The sequence below is a fragment of the Streptomyces sp. NPDC048349 genome, assembly GCF_040651925.1.
In the GTDB taxonomy this organism is placed as follows: Bacteria; Actinomycetota; Actinomycetes; order Streptomycetales; family Streptomycetaceae; genus Streptomyces.
This window is the reverse complement of record NZ_JBEZLA010000024.1, coordinates 57778-74092: the sequence shown is the minus strand read 5'-3', so window position 1 is coordinate 74092 and position 16315 is coordinate 57778. Positions and strand designations below refer to the sequence as shown.

Genomic DNA, 16315 nt, shown 5'->3' with positions numbered 1-16315 from the left:
GTTAGAGGGCGCCCTTCGTCGACGGAAGGATGCCCGCCGCGCGCGGGTCGAATTCGGCGGCGTAGCGCAGGGCCCGCGCCAGGGCCTTGAACTGGCACTCCACGATGTGGTGGGCGTTGCGGCCGTAGGGGACGTGGATGTGCAGGGCGATCTGGGCCTGCGCGACGAAGGACTCGAAGATGTGCCTGGTCATCGTCGTGTCGTAGGAGCCGATCATCGGCGCCATGTTCTCGGGCTCGGTGTGCACGAGGTAGGGGCGGCCGGACAGGTCGACGGTCACCTGGGCGAGGGACTCGTCGAGCGGCACGGTGCAGTTGCCGAAGCGGTAGATGCCCACCTTGTCGCCGAGGGCCTGCTTGAAGGCGGCGCCGAGCGCGAGGGCGGTGTCCTCGATGGTGTGGTGGGTGTCGATGTGCAGGTCGCCGTCGGTCTTGACGGTGAGGTCGAAGAGGCCGTGGCGGCCGAGCTGGTCGAGCATGTGGTCGAAGAAGCCCACGCCCGTCGACACGTCGACCCGGCCGGTGCCGTCGAGGTTTATCTCGACGACGACGGAGGTCTCCTTCGTGGTCCGTTCGACCCGTCCGATGCGGCTCATGCGTGCTGCTCCTTCTTCAGTGCGCGAACCGCTTCCAGGAACGCGTCGTTCTCGTCCGGGGTGCCCGCGGTGACCCGCAGCCAGCCCGGTACGCCGTTGTCCCGGACCAGGACACCCCGGTCGAGGATCTTCTGCCAGGCGGTGTGCGAGTCCTCGAACCTGCCGAACTGGACGAAGTTCGCGTCGGACTCGGTGACCTCGTAGCCGATGGCCCGCAGTTCGGCGACCAGGCGGTCGCGCTCGGCCTTGAGCTGCTCGACGTAGCCGAGCAGGGTGTCGGTGTGCTCCAGGGCGGCCAGCGCGGTCGCCTGGGTGACGGCCGACAGGTGGTACGGCAGGCGCACCAGCTGGACGGCGTCGACCACGGCGGGGTGCGCGGCCAGGTAACCCAGGCGCAGGCCGGCGGCGCCGAAGGCCTTGGACATGGTCCGGGAGACCACCAGGTTCGGCCGTCCCTCGATGAGGGGCAGCAGCGAGTCGCGGTGGCTGAACTCCACGTACGCCTCGTCCACGACCACCAGGGAGGGCTTGGCCGCCTGCGCCGCCTCGTAGAGGGCGAGGACCGTCTCGGCCTCGACCGCGGTGCCCGTGGGGTTGTTGGGCGAGGTGATGAAGACGACGTCGGGCGCGTTCTGCGCGATGGCCTGCTCGGCCGCCTCCACGTCGATGGTGAAGTCGGGGCGGCGCGGCCCGGAGATCCACCCGGTGCCGGTGCCCCGGGAGATCAGCGCGTGCATCGAGTACGAGGGCTCGAAGCCGATCGCCGTGCGCCCCGGCCCGCCAAAGGTCTGCAGCAGCTGCTGAATGACCTCGTTGGAGCCGTTGGCGGCCCATACGTTCTCCCGGGTGACCGGGTGCTTGCCCGTCCGGGTGAGGTAGGCGGCGAGCTCGGTGCGCAGCTCGACCGCGTCCCGGTCGGGGTAGCGGTTGAGGGTGCGGGCGGCCTCGGCGACGCGCTCGGCGATGCGCCGTACGAGCGGCTCGGGCAGCTCGTACGGGTTCTCGTTGGTGTTCAGCTGGACGGGCACGTCGAGCTGCGGGGCGCCGTACGGGGACTTGCCGCGCAGCTCGTCCCGGATGGGGAGGTCGTCGATACCGATGGTCACTGCGTCGGCACCTTCCATCCGAAGCGGGCCTTCAGGGCGGCGCCGTGCGCGGGCAGGTCCTCGGCCTCGGCCAGCGTCACCACGTGGTGGGTGACCTCGGCGAGGGCCTCGCGCGTGTAGTCGACGATGTGGATGCCGCGCAGGAAGGACTGTACGGACAGGCCGGAGGAGTGGCAGGCGCAGCCGCCGGTGGGCAGCACGTGGTTCGACCCGGCGCAGTAGTCGCCGAGCGAGACCGGGGCCCAGGGGCCGACGAAGATCGCGCCGGCGTTGCGCACGCGGGCGGCCCAGGCGGCCGCGTCGGCCGTCTGGATCTCCAGGTGCTCGGCGCCGTACGCGTCGACGACCTTGAGGCCGTCCTCCAGGCTGTCGACCAGCACGATCGCGGACTGCTTGCCCGCCAGCGCCGGCTTGATCCGGTCGTGGACGTGCTTCGAGGCGGCGACCTGCGGCTCCAGCTCCCGCTCGACGGCGTCCGCGAGCTCCGCGGAGTCCGTGACGAGGACGGCCGCGGCCAGCGGGTCGTGCTCGGCCTGGCTGATCAGGTCGGCGGCCACGTGCACCGGGTCGGCCGTGGAGTCCGCGAGGACCGCGATCTCGGTCGGGCCGGCCTCGGTGTCGATGCCGATCTTCCCGGTGAAGTAGCGCTTGGCGGCGGCGACCCAGATGTTGCCCGGGCCGGTCACCATGTTCACGGGCAGGCAGTCCTCCGTGCCGTACGCGAACATCGCGACGGCCACGGCGCCGCCCGCCGCGTACACCTCGTCCACGCCGAGCAGCGCGCACGCGGCGAGGATCGTGGGGTGCGGCAGTCCGCCGAACTCCTTCTGCGGCGGGGACGCGAGCGCGATCGACTCGACGCCCGCCTCCTGTGCCGGTACGACGTTCATGACGACGGAGGACGGGTAGACCGAGCGGCCGCCCGGGGCGTACAGCCCCACGCGCTCCACCGGAACCCACTTCTCGGTCACCGTGCCGCCGGGGACCACCTGGGTGGTGTGCTCGGTGCGGCGCTGGCCCCGGTGGACGATCCGGGCGCGCCGGATCGACTCCTCCAGTGCGGCGCGGACGGCCGGGTCCAGCTGCTCCAGGGCGGCCGCGAGGGCCTGCGCGGGCACCCGGACCTGCGAGAGCTCGACCCCGTCGAACTTCTGCGCGTACTCGATCAGCGCCGCCGTGCCACGATGATGGACGTCCTCGCAGATGGGCCGCACCTTCTCCAGGGCGGCTTCCACGTCGAACTCGGCACGGGGCAGCAGATCGCGCAGGGCGCCACCCTCGGGGAGGGCGTCACCGCGCAGGTCGATACGAGAGATCACCCCCCAATTCTCTCAGACCGCCTCACACCGCCGTCCGCCCGTATCACTGGCTGATACACGCCCCGCATGTCACAGGCGCCGGATAGCGTTCCGTTACACGTAAGTGACTGCGGAGGGGGGCCGCCATGACCGAGGCACGCGCGGGCGAGGAGCCGGCCGACCTCAGCGCGCCCGAGCGCCGCATGTGGAGCGCGTACCGCACGGGCAGCGTCTGCGATCTGAGCGTCCGCGCCGCGGACCGGGACGATCCGCACGCCGGGCACGTCTGGGGCCCCGAGCGCAGCGTCCGCGCCGAGGTGGTGGCCCTGTTGCTGCTGCACGGGCCCTCCCCCGTGCCGGGCAAGGTGTCCTCGCTCAAACTCCGCGGCGTACGGATCACGGGGCGGCTCGACCTGTCCGGGGGCACCGTCAGCCCGTACGTGGAGTTCCAGTCCTGCCGCTTCGACAGCGAGATCCAGCTGTCCGAGACCCGCTTCGGCACCTTGCGCCTGGTCAACTGCGCGATACCCCGGCTGGAGGCGGCCCGTCTGCACACCGAGGGCGACCTGCACATGCCGCGCTGCCGGGTCGCCCGGGGCGTCCGGCTGACCGACGCGCAGATCGGCACCGACCTGCTGGTCAGCCAGGCGGTGGTGCAGCGGGACACCAAGGGGCGGGCCATCTCCGCGGACGGGATGTCGGTGGCGCAGGACTTCCAGGGCGAGCTGCTCGAGACGTACGGGGAGGTGAGCCTGCGCGGCGCGACCGTCGGCGTGTCGATGAACCTGCGCGGGGCCCGCCTGCGCAATCCGTACGGGAAGTACGCGCTGAACGCCCCGCAGCTGACCGTCGAGCGGACCCTGTACCTGACCTCGATCGCGCTGGACTACGTCCCCGGCTCGGGCTCCTCCACCCCGCCCTACGGCCTGGGCCTGACGCCGACGCGCGGGCAGCGCGCGCAGCGCTTCGAGTGCCGGGGCGGGATGCGGCTGGACGACGGCCGCTTCGGCGACGCGATCGACTTCTTCGGGGCGCGCTTCGTGCTCACGGAGGAGCAGGAGATATCCCTGCGCAGGATCCAGACCCCGGAGTTCCGCTTCGTGGGCGAGCGGCCGGAGCGAGGGCGGGTCGTGGTGTCGGGGGCCAAGGTGGTCAAGCTCGTCGACACCTCGACCAGCTGGCCGGGCCCGGGCGGGGTGTCCATCGAGGGGTTCGTCTACGAGAACCTCGCCCCCCGCGGCCACTTCCCCCTCTCCCGCCGGCTCGCCTGGGTGGAGGCGGCGACCCCCGAGTACTCGCCGGAGCCGTACGAGCGCCTCGCGGCCGTGCTGCGGGCCAGCGGTGAGGACGCGGACGCCCGGGAGGTGCTGCTGGCCAAACAGCGGCGGCGCCGGACGACGCTGCCGCCGGCCGCCAGGGCCTGGGGCTACCTCCAGGACTGGACGGTGGTCTACGGCTACCGCCCGGGCCGGGCCGCGCTGTGGATGGCGGTCCTGTGGGCGGCGGGCGCGCTGCTGTTCTCCCAGCACCGGCCGCCGCCCATCAAGGAGAACGAGCACCCCGAGTGGGATGCCGCCCTGTACGCCCTGGACCTGCTGCTCCCGGTGATCGACCTCGGCCAGGAGGCCCAGTGGAAGGTGGACGGCGGCTGGCAGTGGGGAGCGGCCGCGCTGGTGCTCCTGGGATGGATCCTGGCCACCACGGTGGCGGCGGGCGCCTCCCGGCTGCTGAGGCGAGGGTGACGGCGCCGGCCCGGCGGCCACTACCCTGTGCCTCGTGACCACCGTTCGCCTGCCCCTCTTCCCGCTGAACTCGGTGCTGTTCCCGGGACTCGTCCTCCCGCTGAACATCTTCGAGGAGCGTTATCGCGCCATGATGCGCGAGCTGCTGAAGACGAGCGAGGACGAGCCGCGCCGTTTCGCGGTCGTCGCCATCCGCGACGGCCGCGAGGTCGCGCCGACCGCGCCCGGCCTGCCCGACCAGACGTCGCTGCCCGAGCGGGGCCCGGCCGCGGGCTTCGGCGCGGACCCGGTCCAGGCCTTCCACCGCGTGGGCTGCATCGCGGACGCGGCGACGATCCGCGAGCGGGAGGACGGCAGCTTCGAGGTGCTCGCGACCGGCACGGCGCGGGTCCGGCTGCTCTCGGTCGACTCCTCGGGTCCCTTCCTCACGGCAGAGCTGGAAGAGCTCCCGGAGGACGCGGGCGAGGGAGCGGGAGCCCTGGCCGAAGGGGTCTTGCGGGCCTTCCGCACCTACCAGAAGCGGCTGGCGGGGGCCCGCGAGCGGTCCCTGACCGGCGCGGAACTGCCCGACGACCCGTCGGTGGTCTCGTACCTGGTGGCAGCGGCGGCGGTGCTGGACATCCCCGCGAAGCAGCGGCTGCTCCAGGCCCCGGACACGGCGACCCGCCTGGCGGAGGAACTCAAGCTCCTGCGCACCGAGACGGCGGTGATCCGCCACCTCCCCTCGCTGCCCGCGGTGGACCTCACCCGCACCCCGACGAGCCCGAACTGATGGCGAAGAAGGCGAAGCAGGCGGCCGGAACCCCGGCGATCGCGGCCCTGACGGCGGCGGGCGTCGCGTTCGCGACGCACGCCTACGAGCACGACCCGGCGCACCCCTCGTACGGGGAGGAGGCGGCGCAGGCGCTCGGGGTTTCGCCGGCGCAGGTCTTCAAGACCCTGGTCGCGGACGTGGACGGCGTCCTGACGGTGGCGGTGGTCCCGGTGGCGGGATCGCTGGACCTGAAGGCGCTGGCGACCGCGGTGGGCGGCAAGCGGGCGGCGATGGCGGATCCCGCGGTGGCCGAGCGCACGACGGGCTACGTACGGGGCGGGATCTCGCCGCTGGGTCAGCGGCGGCGCCTGCGGACCGTGCTCGACGCGTCTGCATCGGCGCACGCCACCATCTGCTGCTCGGCGGGGCGCCGGGGCCTGGAGATCGAGCTGTCCCCGTCGGACCTGACGACCTTGACCGGCGCCACCGTGGCCCCCATCGCCCGCCCCTGATCCAGCCGGCGCCGGCCCTCCCCCGGGCCCTCCCCGGGGGCTCCGCCCCAGGCCGCGCGCCTCACACGCCGGCGAGGCTGAAGAGGCCCGCTCCCGGCCCCCCGGTGCTCCGGGCGGCGGCTGTCAGGGGTGGAGGGGCTCCGGCGGGTCCGGGTGGGTCGGGTGGTGGTAGCCGGTCCAGCCGGGCGGCGGGCCCGGCTCCGGGTCGCGGGGCGACCAGAGGGCGGTGAGGCCCAGGTGGGCCAGGACCGCGGTCATCGGCCAGACCAGCAGCGCCCCGTGCGCCAGCAACTGCAGCGGCGCGTCGAACGGCACCCCCTTGCCCGCCGTCGCGGCAGCGGCGGCCAGGTCCGGCGACGGCCCCAGCCACAGCCCGAACCGCCACCCCACCAGCGCGGCGAACAGCGACCCGGCCGCCAGCCCGATCACCAGCGGCACCCCGCCGCCCCGGCGCCACAGGAAGGTACCGGCGGCGCTGAGCACGCCCAGGCCCGCCGAGAGCAGGAAGAAGGTCCCGTCGGACCCGATCCGCGCCTCGCTCTCGCTGTTGCGCAGGAACACCGACTCCCCGTTGGAGACGTACTGCACGCGCGGCGCCAGCCAGACCCACAGCAGCCCGAGGAGCAGGCCGGCCACGCCGACCGCCAGGGCCACGACGGCCCCGTCCCGGACGTCCTCGGCGGTGACGCCCGCGGCGGCGGCCTCCGGCTTCTCGGGCGGGAGCGGGGGCGGGTCGAAAGGAGACGGCGGGGTCACGGCTTCGGTCACCCCCACATCGTGCCAGGTCTCCCGGAGGGCGGGCCGACCGGCACCGGCGTCAGCGGACCGCCGCCCGCCGGTACGCCCACGTGGCCACGGCCAGCGACAGCACCCCGACCGCCCCGCACACGCCGAGGTCGACGGCGACGACGGCCCAGTCCGGCTCCGGGGCGAAGGTCTGCGCGAACGCCTCCACCCCGTACGTGGACGGCAGCAGGTCCCGCGCCCACACGATCACGGCCGGCATCCGCTCGGGCGGCAGCACCCCCAGCAGCAGCGCGGCCGACATGCCGAGCTGCCCGGCCAGCGTGGCCAGTTCCTGCCGCGGCGCCAGCAGCCCCAGCGCCGCGCCGAGCCCGGCCAGCGCCGCCCCGGCCAGCGGCACCACCGCGGCCAGGATCCACAGCCCGCCCATCGGCAGCCCGAAGAGCACGCACCCGAAGACGGCCGTGACCAGCGTCCCCGGCAGGGTGAAGGAGGCGTACGCGGCGGCCGCGCCCAGCACCACCGAGGCGGGCGGCACGGGCAGCGTGGCGTAGTGGTCGAGCCCGCCGCTCGCCCGCAGCTGCCCGAAGTACTGCGCGAGCAGGTTCAGCGCGACGAAGGCGACGACGAGGACGGAGGAGCCGGCCACGACGGCCCGGGCCTCCGAGCCCCCGTCCACCACCCCCCGCATCAGGACCATGATCCCAATGGACTGGAAGGTGGCCACGAACAGCAGCGGGATCCTCGCCACCCGCGCCCGGGACAGCTGCGCCCGGTAGACGGCGGCCAGCGCGGGCAGGAGCCTCGCCCTGGGCGCCAGCGGCGCGGGGACGGGCTGGGCGGGGGCCGGCCGCGGGACGGTCGTCGGCAGGGCGGCGCCGGCCGTTCGGTCGCTCACGACTTCACCAGGCCCTTCGCCTTGCCGCCGAGCGCCAGGTAGACGTCCTCCAGGCTCGGCGTGGCCAGCGTGAAGTCGTCGAGGGCGGCGAAGGCCGGCCCCCCGGTGACCGCGGCGACCGCGGCCCGCGCCTCCTCGGCCGGCAGCCGCAGGACCCAGCGCCTGCCGGACTCGACGGCGCGCTCCCGCAGCGCCGCGACCTGCGGCACGTCCAGCGGGGCGGCATCGCGCCACACCAGTTCGAGGCGGACCTCGCCGGAAACCCTGGCCTTCAGCCCGGCCGGGGTGTCGCAGGCGATGACCTTGCCCTGGTCGATGACGGCGACCCGGTCCAGGACGGTCTCGGCCTCGATGACGTTGTGGGTGACGAGGACGACGGTGGCCCCGTGCCGCTCGCGCCGCCGGTCCACGGCCGACCACACGGCGCGCCGCGCCACGGGGTCCATGCCGGTGGTGGGTTCGTCGAGGACCAGGACGGGCCGGTCCCCCACCAGCGCGGCGGCGAAGCACGCGAGGCGCCGCTGCCCGCCGGAGAGTTTCGTCAGCGGCCGCCCGGCGATCCCGGTCAGGCCGAGCTCCTCCAGTACGGCGTCCCGCGCGGCCCGCGCCGCGCCGGCGTCGAGCCCGCGCAGCCGGCCGGTGGTCTCGGCGGCCAGCGACACGGTGAGCTCGTCCAGCGCGGTCGACTCCTGCCCCAGGTAGGCGAGGAGGCGCGCGGCGCGCTCGGGGTGGCGTACGAGGTCGTGGCCGAGCAGGGTCACGGTGCCGGAGTCGGGCCGCATCAGCCCGGTGAGCTGGCGGACCAGCGTGGACTTGCCGGCGCCGTTGGGCCCGAGCAGGCCGAAGATCTCGCCGGGCCGGACGTCCAGGCAGACGCCGTCGTTGGCACGGGTCTCGGGCAGGGCCGGGGACCCGCGCCGACCGCGTACGGCGGGATAGGTCTTGACCAGGTCACGCACCGCGCAGACGACGTCGGAGCCGGCTTCCGCGGCCGCCGCCGTGCCGCTCTGCTCTTGTGCTGTGCCCGTCCTCACGAGGGAGCAGCCTACGCGGCTCCCGCCCCTACTCGGCCCCCGGGGTCGCCGGGGCGTTCGCGTTCGGGGGAGCGGAGGCCGGGGCCGCGGCGGGTACGGCGGCCACGTGTTCGGCGGCTGCGCGGACGTCGATCTCCCGCCAGAACCCGGCGCGGATGGCGTAGCGGTCGTGCTCGTCGATCTGGTCGTCCTTGTGCGCGAGCAGGCCGAACCGGGCGGCGTAGCGCAGCAGCTCGCCGTCGATCCGGTGCGGGATGCGCGGGTACATGGTGGCCAGCTTCTGCAGGTGCACGGTCTCGGGGAGCCGTTCCATCCAGCGCCGGGCGAACACCTGTCCCACCTCGAACGGGTCGCCGCCGACGGTGGTGATGTCCTCCTCCCGGTCGGCCCAGCGCTGTTCGGCGCTGGTGAGCTGCGCGAGGGTGGGCAGGGAGGCGGTCTCGGCGGGTTCGCCGAGCGGTCCGGCCCGGTCGATCCAGCCCTTGTCGGAGGACCAGCGCAGGGCGCTGCCGGCCGGGGCCTGCCCGCCGTGCTGCCCGTTCGGCGCCGCCGCCTGCTGGCCCGGGGCGCGCAGGGAGCCGGCGAGGTCCTTGGGCGTGGGGACGGCTCTGCCGCCGCCGGCGGCGGGCGCGGGGACGGGGAGCCCGCCCCCTTCGTCGTCGCCGGCGGCGGCGGAGCCGTTGCGGGCGGCCTCGGCGAGGGCGGCCTCGGGCAGCGGGGCGGAGAGGATGGCGGCGATGTCGGGGCGGGGCGCGGGCGGCGGGGAGCACAGGCCGGTGAGGTCCTTGGCGCGGACGGCCCGGGTGATCCACGCCCGGTCGAGGACGCGGCGCTCGTCGGCTTCGGCGACGAGGTCCTCGGACTGGTTGTAGTCCCCGTCGGCGGCCTGTACGGCCCACAGGTGGACGGCGACCCCGTGTTCCTTGGCGGACATCAGGCCGGGCAGCAGGTCGCCGTCGCCGGTGACCAGGACGACGTCGGAGCAGGCGCGGTTGCGGGCCAGCTCGGTGAGTTCCGCGTGCATGGCGGCGTCGACGCCCTTCTGGGCCCAGCGGCCGTCGCTGCGGGTCAGGGCGCCGAGGCGAACGGTGACGCGGGGCATGACGCGCAGCCGCCGGTGCTCGGGCTGGGGCACCCGGTCGGGTGCCCCGTCGAACCAGTAGATGCGCAGCAGGGGCTGCTCGGTGTCGGCCTCGGCCCGCTCGCGCAGGCCCTGGATGAGGGCGGCATGGTCGACGGTGATGCGGGAGCGTGAGGGCTCCCCTGCGAGAAGGCTCGCGGCGGCGCCCAGCAGATAGCCGGCGTCCACCAGGACGACGCAGCGGTCCACGCGTTCCACCCTCTTCCCTGGGGGTCCTCTGTGTTTTACGTCGGGTGCCCCGAGTCTGCCCGACCGCAAGGGTGTTGACGGCCGGAACTCGATCATCGGCGTGGCGGATCTCACAAAGGAGCGGCGGCGAGTCCCGGCTACGCGCGGTAATGATCCAAAATGCGCGGTTTCTGGCGTTGTGTGAGTGTGAAGGCGGTCCTGGCCCCTAGACCCCATCACGGAGGCTCCACCATGGCCAAGAACAAGCAGCAGAAGCAGCCGAAGCAGCAGGCCCGCTCGTCCTCGCAGGACCCGTCGAGGAGCTCGACGGAATCCTCGTCCGAATCGTCCTCGCACGCGCCGAGTCCGATGGATCTGGCGCACAAGAGCAAGTCGAAGAAGTTCGGCCACAACTGACGCGGCCGCCGCGCACGACCCGAAGGGCCTGACCGGCATCGCCGGGCAGGCCCTTCACGTGCGGCACGGGGCGTGCTATCCGGCCAGGCAGGACGGGCCGAGCAGCACCTTGAGGTCGCCGAAGAGGGCGGGGTCGGGCTGGACCCGGTGCTTGTCCAGGCGCAGCACGGTGGTGGTCCGCGGGCCCTGGAGCTTGATCCGCACCTCGGTGTTGCCCTTGTGGTGGCGCAGGATCTCCCCCAGTCGGGTCACCATCGGCGGGGTGACCTTGACGGTGGGGATGGTGAGGACCACGGGTGCGTTGGTGCCGGCCGAGGAGAGGTCGGGGACCATCATCTCCATCGCGACCAGGCGCGGCACGTCCTCGCGCTTGTCCAGGCGGCCCTTGACGAAGACGACGGTGTCCTCGACCAGCTGGGTGGAGACGAGCTGGTAGGTCGCGGGGAAGAACATGCACTCGATGGAGCCGGCCAGGTCCTCGACGGTGGCGATGGCCCAGGCGTTGCCCTGCTTGGTCATCTTGCGCTGGAGGCCGGAGATGATGCCGCCGATGGTGACGACGGCGCCGTCGGAGTGCTCGCCGCCGGTCAGCTGGGAGATCCCGGCGTCGGTCTTGTCGGAGAGCACGTGCTCCAGGCCGAAGAGCGGGTGGTCGGAGACGTAGAGGCCGAGCATCTCGCGCTCCTGGGCGAGCAGGTAGGACTTCTCCCACTCGACGTCGGAGAACTCGACGTCCAGGCCGAAGCCGGGCTCGTCGCCCGCGCCCTCGTCGCCCATCCCGCCGAAGAGGTCGAACTGGCCCTCGGCCTCCTTGCGCTTGACCGCGACCACGTTGTCGATCATCGACTCGTGGTGGGCGACCAGTCCCTTGCGGGTGTGGCCCATCTCGTCGTAGGCGCCGGCCTTGATCAGCGATTCGATGGTGCGCTTGTTGCAGACGACGGCCTCGACCTTGTCCAGGAAGTCGGGGAAGGAGGAGTACTTCCCCTTGGCCTTCCTGGTCTTGATGATCGAGTCGACGACGTTCTGGCCGACGTTGCGCACCGCGGTGAGGCCGAAGAGGATCACGTCGTCGCCCTGGGCGGCGAAGTTGGACTCCGACTCGTTGACGTTCGGCGGGAGCACCTTGATGCCCATGCGCCGGCACTCGTTCAGGTAGATCGCGGACTTGTCCTTGTCGTCCTTGACCGAGGTGAGCAGGCCGGCCATGTACTCGGCCGGGTAGTTCGCCTTGAGGTAGGCCGTCCAGTAGGAGACCAGGCCGTAGGCGGCCGAGTGGGCCTTGTTGAAGGCGTAGCCGGCGAAGGGGACCAGGACGTCCCAGAGCTTTTGGATGGCCTCGTCGGAGTAGCCGTTCTTGCGGGCGCCCGCCTGGAAGATGGTGAAGTTCTTCGCCAGTTCCTCGGGCTTCTTCTTGCCCATCACGCGGCGCAGGATGTCGGCCTCGCCGAGCGAGTACCCGGCGATGATCTGGGCGGCCTTCTGCACCTGCTCCTGGTAGACGATCAGGCCGTAGGTGACCGCGAGCACCTCTTCGAGCGGCTTCTCCAGCTCGGGGTGGATCGGGGTGATCTCCTGCTGCTTGTTCTTGCGCAGCGCGTAGTTCGTGTGCGAGTTCATGCCCATCGGGCCCGGGCGGTAGAGCGCGGACACGGCGGAGATGTCTTCGAAGTTGTCGGGCTTCATCAGGCGCAGCAGGGAGCGCATGGGCCCGCCGTCGAACTGGAAGACGCCGAGGGTGTCGCCGCGGCCCAGCAGTTCGAAGGTCTTGGGGTCGTCGAGCGGCAGGGCCAGGAGATCGATGTCGATCCCCTTGTTGGCCTTCACCATCTTGACGGCGTCGTCCATGATCGTGAGGTTGCGCAGGCCGAGGAAGTCCATCTTCAGCAGGCCGAGCGACTCGCAGCTCGGGTAGTCCCACTGGGTGATGGTGACGCCGTCGGTGTGCCGCACCCAGACGGGCACGTGGTCGGTGATCGTCTCGCTGGACATGATCACGCCGGCGGCGTGCACGCCCATCTGGCGGACCAGGCCCTCGACGCCGCGGGCGGTGTCGATCACCTTCTTCACGTCCGGCTCGTTCTCGTACATCGCGCGGATCTCGCCGGCCTCGCTGTAGCGGGGGTGCGAGGGGTCGAGGATGCCGGAGAGCGGGATGCCCTTGCCGAGGACGTCGGCGGGCATGGCCTTGGTGAGGCGGTCGCCCATGGCGTACGGGTAGCCCAGGACGCGCGCGGAGTCCTTGATCGCGTTCTTGGCCTTGATGGTGCCGTAGGTGCCGATCATGGCGACCTTGTCCTGGCCGTACTTCTCCGTCACGTACCGGATCACCTCGACGCGCCTGCGCTCGTCGAAGTCGATGTCGACATCGGGCATGGACACGCGCTCGGGGTTCAGGAAGCGCTCGAAGATCAGGCCGTGCGGGATCGGGTCGAGGTCGGTGATGCCCATGGCGTAGGCGACGATCGAGCCGGCCGCGGAGCCCCGGCCCGGGCCCACCGCGATGCCCTGGTTCTTGGCCCACATGATGAAGTCGGCGACCACGAGGAAGTAGCCCGGGAAGCCCATCGAGATGATCGTGTCCATCTCGTACTCGACCTGCTTCATGCGGTCCTCGGGGATGCCCCCGGGGAAGCGGCGGTGCATGCCGCGCATGGTCTCCTCGCGGAACCAGCTGACCTCGGTGTGACCCTCCGGAATGTCGAACTTCGGCATCAGGTTCCGGAACGTGAACATGCCCTCGGTGTCGATCTGGTCCGCGACCAGCTTGGTGTTGGCGCAGCCCTCCTGCCAGGCGTCCGAGGAGTCGATCGCGTACATCTCGTCGGTCGACTTCAGGTAGTAGCCGGAGCCGTCGAAGCGGAAGCGGTCGGGGTCCGAGAGGTTCTTGCCGGTCTGGATGCACAGCAGGGCGTCGTGGGCGGCGGCCTCGCTCGCGTAGGTGTAGTGCGAGTCGTTCGTCACCAGCGGCGGGATGCCGAGCTTCTTGCCGATCTCCAGCAGCCCGTCGCGGACCCGGCGCTCGATCTCGATGCCGTGGTCCATCAGCTCCAGGAAGTAGCGGTCCTTGCCGAAGATGTCCTGGTACTCGGAGGCCGACTTCAGGGCCTCGTCGAACTGGCCGAGCCGAAGGCGCGTCTGGAGCTCGCCCGAGGGGCAGCCGGTGGAGGCGATCAGCCCCTCGGACCACTTGGAGATGGTCTCCTTGTCCATGCGCGGCCACTTGGTGAGCCAGCCCTCGGCGTACGCGTCGGAGGACAGCCGGAAGAGGTTGTGCAGGCCGGTGGCGTTCGACGCCCAGATCGTCTTGTGGGTGTAACCGCCGGAACCGGAGACGTCGTCGCGCTTCTGGTGCGGCTGGCCCCACTGGATGCGCCGCTTGTTGCGCCGGGACTCGGGGGCGACGTACGCCTCGATGCCGATGATCGGGGTGATCCCGGCCTTCTGGGCGCTGTGGAAGAAGTCGTAGGCCCCGTGCAGGTTGCCGTGGTCGGACATGGCGATGTGCGTCATGCCCATCTCGTTGCACGCGTTGAACATGTCCTTCAGCCGCGCGGCACCGTCCAGCAGCGAGTACTGGGTGTGGACGTGCAGGTGCGTGAACGGCGGCTTGGTCACGGTGGGGGTCCTCCGGTGGGGAGAGAGGGACGGCAGCTACGAATCCTACGTCGACCGGGTGACAGATCCCGGGCACCGGCCGGTACGGTCATCCGTTGCAGAGCCAAGGGCACCTGTCCGAAATGCGATCCCACCGGATCCACCCCGCACCACCAGGAGGCATCCGCCATGGCGGTTCCCGAGACGACCGACGAGCAGCGCGCCGAGCAGATACTCGACGTGTTCGACACCGCCTTCGGTGAGCTCCTCGCCGCCGACCCCGCCGCCTTCCAGGTCAAGTTCCGGAAGATGGCCGCCTCGGCCTTCGCCTTCTACCGCGGCACGGCCTGCCTCTTCTACGCGGACCTGGAGCGGGACCGGCACGGCGGCCCGTACCTGGACGACCGGACGGGCCGGGTGTGGATCCACGGCGATCTGCACGCCGAGAACTTCGGCACGTACATGGACTCCCACGGGCGACTGATCTTCAACGTCAACGACTTCGACGAGGCGTACGTCGGCCCCTTCACCTGGGACCTGAAGCGGTTCGCGGCCTCCGTCGCCCTGATCGGCTACACCAAGGCGCTCAGCGACGACCAGATCAGCGAGCTGGTCCGGGTCTACGCGGGCGCCTACCGGGAGCGGATCCGCGCCATGGCCACCCGGGGCCTGCATGCGTACGAGGACGAGGTGCCCTCCTTCACCCTGGACACCTCCCAGGGCCCGCTGCTGGACGCGCTGCGCTCGGCCCGTTCCCGTACCCGCTTCTCCCTGCTGGATTCGATGACGGAGATCCGCGACTTCGAGCGCCGCTTCACCCCGGGCCCCGGCACCATCGAGCTGGACGCGGCCACCCGCTACAAGGTGCTGGCCGCCTTCGACGGCTACCTGGAGACGCTGCCCGACGAGTCCCTGGTGCGGCCCGACTCCTACCGGGTCAAGGACGTGGTGGGCCGCCGGGGCGTCGGGATCGGCTCGGCGGGCCTGCCCTCGTACAACATCCTGCTGGAGGGGCACAGCGACGCCCTGGAGAACGACGTCGTGATCTACCTCAAGCAGGCGCAGACCCCGGCGGTCTCCCGGCACATCACCGACCGCGCCGTGCGCGAGTACTTCCGGCACGAGGGCCACCGCACGGTGATCTCCCAGCGCGCCCTGCAGGCCCATGCCGACCCGTGGCTGGGCTGGACGGAGCTGGACGGCTGCGGGCAGCTGGTGGCCGAGGTCTCCCCGTACGCGGTGGACCTGGACTGGTCGGACCTGGACGACCCGGAGGAGATCGCGGCCGTCGTCGCGGACCTGGGCCGGGCGACCGCGACCATGCACGGGGCGGCGGACGCGGACGAGAGCGGCCAGACGCTGGTCCCCTTCTCGACCGAGCGGGCCATCGACGCGGCCATCGCGGCCGACGAGGAGGGCTTCGCCGCCCTGCTGGTGGACTTCGCCCACGCCTACGGGGCCCGGGCGCGCGCCGACCACCAGATCTTCGTGGACCTCTTCCGCAACGGCCGGCTCACTCCCCCGGCCGCCACCGGGAGGCGCCCCCGCTGAAGCGGCGGGAAGAGGACCTGCGGGAGGCTTCCATAGGGACGCATGGCACACTCGCGGCGATGGACATATCAGAGGTGAGACTCCGGGGGCTGCGGGCCGCGCTGTTCAGCGCGGCCGTCGTGCTGCTCTCCGCGGGCTCGCACGTCCTGATGTCCCGGGTGCCGCTGCCGCCCGCGCTGGTGGGCGGCGCCTTCGCGGCCGTCTTCGTGATCGCCTACGCGCTCGCCGGCCGTGAGCGGGGCTTCGGCCCCATCGCCGGGCTGCTGGTCCCGCTGGAGCTGGCCGCCGACACCGTCTTCACGGCCGGACAGCACCTCTGCTACGGCCCGGCGGGCGGCCCGGTCTCGGGTCCGCTGCGCGCCCTGGGCCTGGAGGAGCTGTGCGGCGGCCCCGCAGTGGGCGGGCCGCTGGCCGAGGTGGCCGGGCCGGCCGGCGATCCGGCCGCGCTGCTGTCCTCGCCCGGGCCGTGGACGCCCTGGCTGCTGCTCGCCGCGCACGTGTCGGTCGGGCTGCTCGCCGCCGGATGGCTCCGCCACGGCGAGCGGGCGCTGGGCCGGCTGCTGCGCGCGGCCGCCGCCTGCGCCTTCCGGCCGCTGCTGCTGACCGGTGCTCCCGGGGCGGTGGCCGCGGCACCCGTGGAGCGGTTCCGGCCGCCGGCCGCGGCGGGCACCCGGGCCCGTACGCGCTTCCCCGCACATTCCGTGGGACGGCGGGGACCTCCCGTGCGCGGCGCTCTCGCAAGCGCCTGACGCACGTAC

General features: G+C 72.3%; 14 protein-coding genes. 6 read left to right on the top strand and 8 right to left on the bottom strand.

What is annotated here, in order from left to right:
- Window position 1 precedes the first annotated feature (1 nt).
- Genes hisB through hisD form a run of 3 tightly spaced genes read right to left on the bottom strand, consistent with a single transcriptional unit; the run spans window position 2 to window position 3020 of the window.
- Entirely contained in the window at window positions 2–595 is a 594-nt protein-coding gene (hisB, locus tag AB0D44_RS15825; protein ID WP_361751629.1) for an imidazoleglycerol-phosphate dehydratase HisB, read from the bottom strand.
- Window positions 592–1719 (bottom strand): histidinol-phosphate transaminase, encoded by a 1128-nt coding sequence (locus AB0D44_RS15820; protein ID WP_362590269.1) that lies wholly within the window; start codon window positions 1717–1719, stop codon window positions 592–594. Before AB0D44_RS15820 ends, hisB begins: the two co-directional genes overlap by 4 nt.
- Window positions 1698–3020 (bottom strand): histidinol dehydrogenase, encoded by a 1323-nt coding sequence (gene hisD / locus AB0D44_RS15815; protein WP_362590266.1) that lies wholly within the window; start codon window positions 3018–3020, stop codon window positions 1698–1700. The genes AB0D44_RS15820 and hisD overlap by 22 nt, the downstream gene beginning before the upstream one ends.
- Before the next feature lie 125 nt (window positions 3021–3145).
- Here hisD and AB0D44_RS15810 point away from each other — a divergent pair, with 125 nt between their 5' ends.
- Genes AB0D44_RS15810 through ybaK form a run of 3 tightly spaced genes read left to right on the top strand, consistent with a single transcriptional unit; the run spans window position 3146 to window position 6007 of the window.
- Window positions 3146–4741: an oxidoreductase gene (locus AB0D44_RS15810; RefSeq protein ID WP_362590264.1), complete on the top strand. Its 1596-nt coding sequence runs from the start codon at window positions 3146–3148 to the stop codon at window positions 4739–4741.
- 34 nt (window positions 4742–4775) lie between these two features.
- A complete protein-coding gene (locus AB0D44_RS15805) occupies window positions 4776–5513 on the top strand; it encodes an LON peptidase substrate-binding domain-containing protein (protein ID WP_362590261.1) in 738 nt (245 codons plus the stop codon).
- Entirely contained in the window at window positions 5513–6007 is a 495-nt protein-coding gene (ybaK, locus tag AB0D44_RS15800; protein WP_362590258.1) for a Cys-tRNA(Pro) deacylase, read from the top strand. Before AB0D44_RS15805 ends, ybaK begins: the two co-directional genes overlap by 1 nt.
- 123 nt (window positions 6008–6130) lie before the next feature.
- On the opposite strand, the gene AB0D44_RS15795 is transcribed toward ybaK, so the two are convergent.
- The 4 genes from AB0D44_RS15795 to AB0D44_RS15780 all read right to left on the bottom strand — a co-directional run bounded on the left by AB0D44_RS15795 (window position 6131) and on the right by AB0D44_RS15780 (window position 10022).
- Complete coding sequence (locus tag AB0D44_RS15795) at window positions 6131–6775, bottom strand: hypothetical protein (RefSeq protein ID WP_362590255.1); 645 nt, start codon at window positions 6773–6775, stop codon at window positions 6131–6133.
- A gap of 49 nt (window positions 6776–6824) precedes the next feature.
- Complete coding sequence (locus AB0D44_RS15790; protein ID WP_362590345.1) at window positions 6825–7622, bottom strand: ABC transporter permease; 798 nt, start codon at window positions 7620–7622, stop codon at window positions 6825–6827.
- 23 nt (window positions 7623–7645) lie between these two features.
- The gene (locus AB0D44_RS15785; protein ID WP_362590342.1) at window positions 7646–8608 is read right to left on the bottom strand and encodes an ABC transporter ATP-binding protein; all 963 of its coding nucleotides are present in this window, start codon (window positions 8606–8608) and stop codon (window positions 7646–7648) included.
- A 103-nt stretch (window positions 8609–8711) separates the two neighbouring features.
- Window positions 8712–10022, bottom strand: coding sequence for an NYN domain-containing protein (locus tag AB0D44_RS15780; RefSeq protein ID WP_362590253.1), 1311 nt, complete (start codon window positions 10020–10022; stop codon window positions 8712–8714).
- A 222-nt stretch (window positions 10023–10244) separates the two neighbouring features.
- Here AB0D44_RS15780 and AB0D44_RS15775 point away from each other — a divergent pair, with 222 nt between their 5' ends.
- Window positions 10245–10409 carry a hypothetical protein gene (locus AB0D44_RS15775; protein ID WP_362590250.1) on the top strand — a complete coding sequence of 55 codons (165 nt, stop codon included), beginning with the start codon at window positions 10245–10247 and terminating at the stop codon, window positions 10407–10409.
- 75 nt (window positions 10410–10484) lie between these two features.
- Here the strand turns inward: AB0D44_RS15775 and dnaE are convergent, their stop codons facing one another.
- On the bottom strand, window positions 10485–14027 hold the full coding sequence (dnaE, locus tag AB0D44_RS15770; RefSeq protein WP_362590247.1) for a DNA polymerase III subunit alpha: 3543 nt from the start codon (window positions 14025–14027) through the stop codon (window positions 10485–10487).
- Window positions 14028–14195: 168 nt separating this feature from the next.
- Between dnaE and AB0D44_RS15765 the strand changes: the two genes are divergently transcribed.
- Window positions 14196–15557 (top strand): DUF2252 domain-containing protein, encoded by a 1362-nt coding sequence (locus AB0D44_RS15765; RefSeq protein ID WP_362590244.1) that lies wholly within the window; start codon window positions 14196–14198, stop codon window positions 15555–15557.
- 59 nt (window positions 15558–15616) lie between these two features.
- A complete protein-coding gene (locus tag AB0D44_RS15760) occupies window positions 15617–16306 on the top strand; it encodes a hypothetical protein (protein WP_362590242.1) in 690 nt (229 codons plus the stop codon).
- The last annotated feature ends 9 nt before the right edge of the window (window positions 16307–16315 follow it).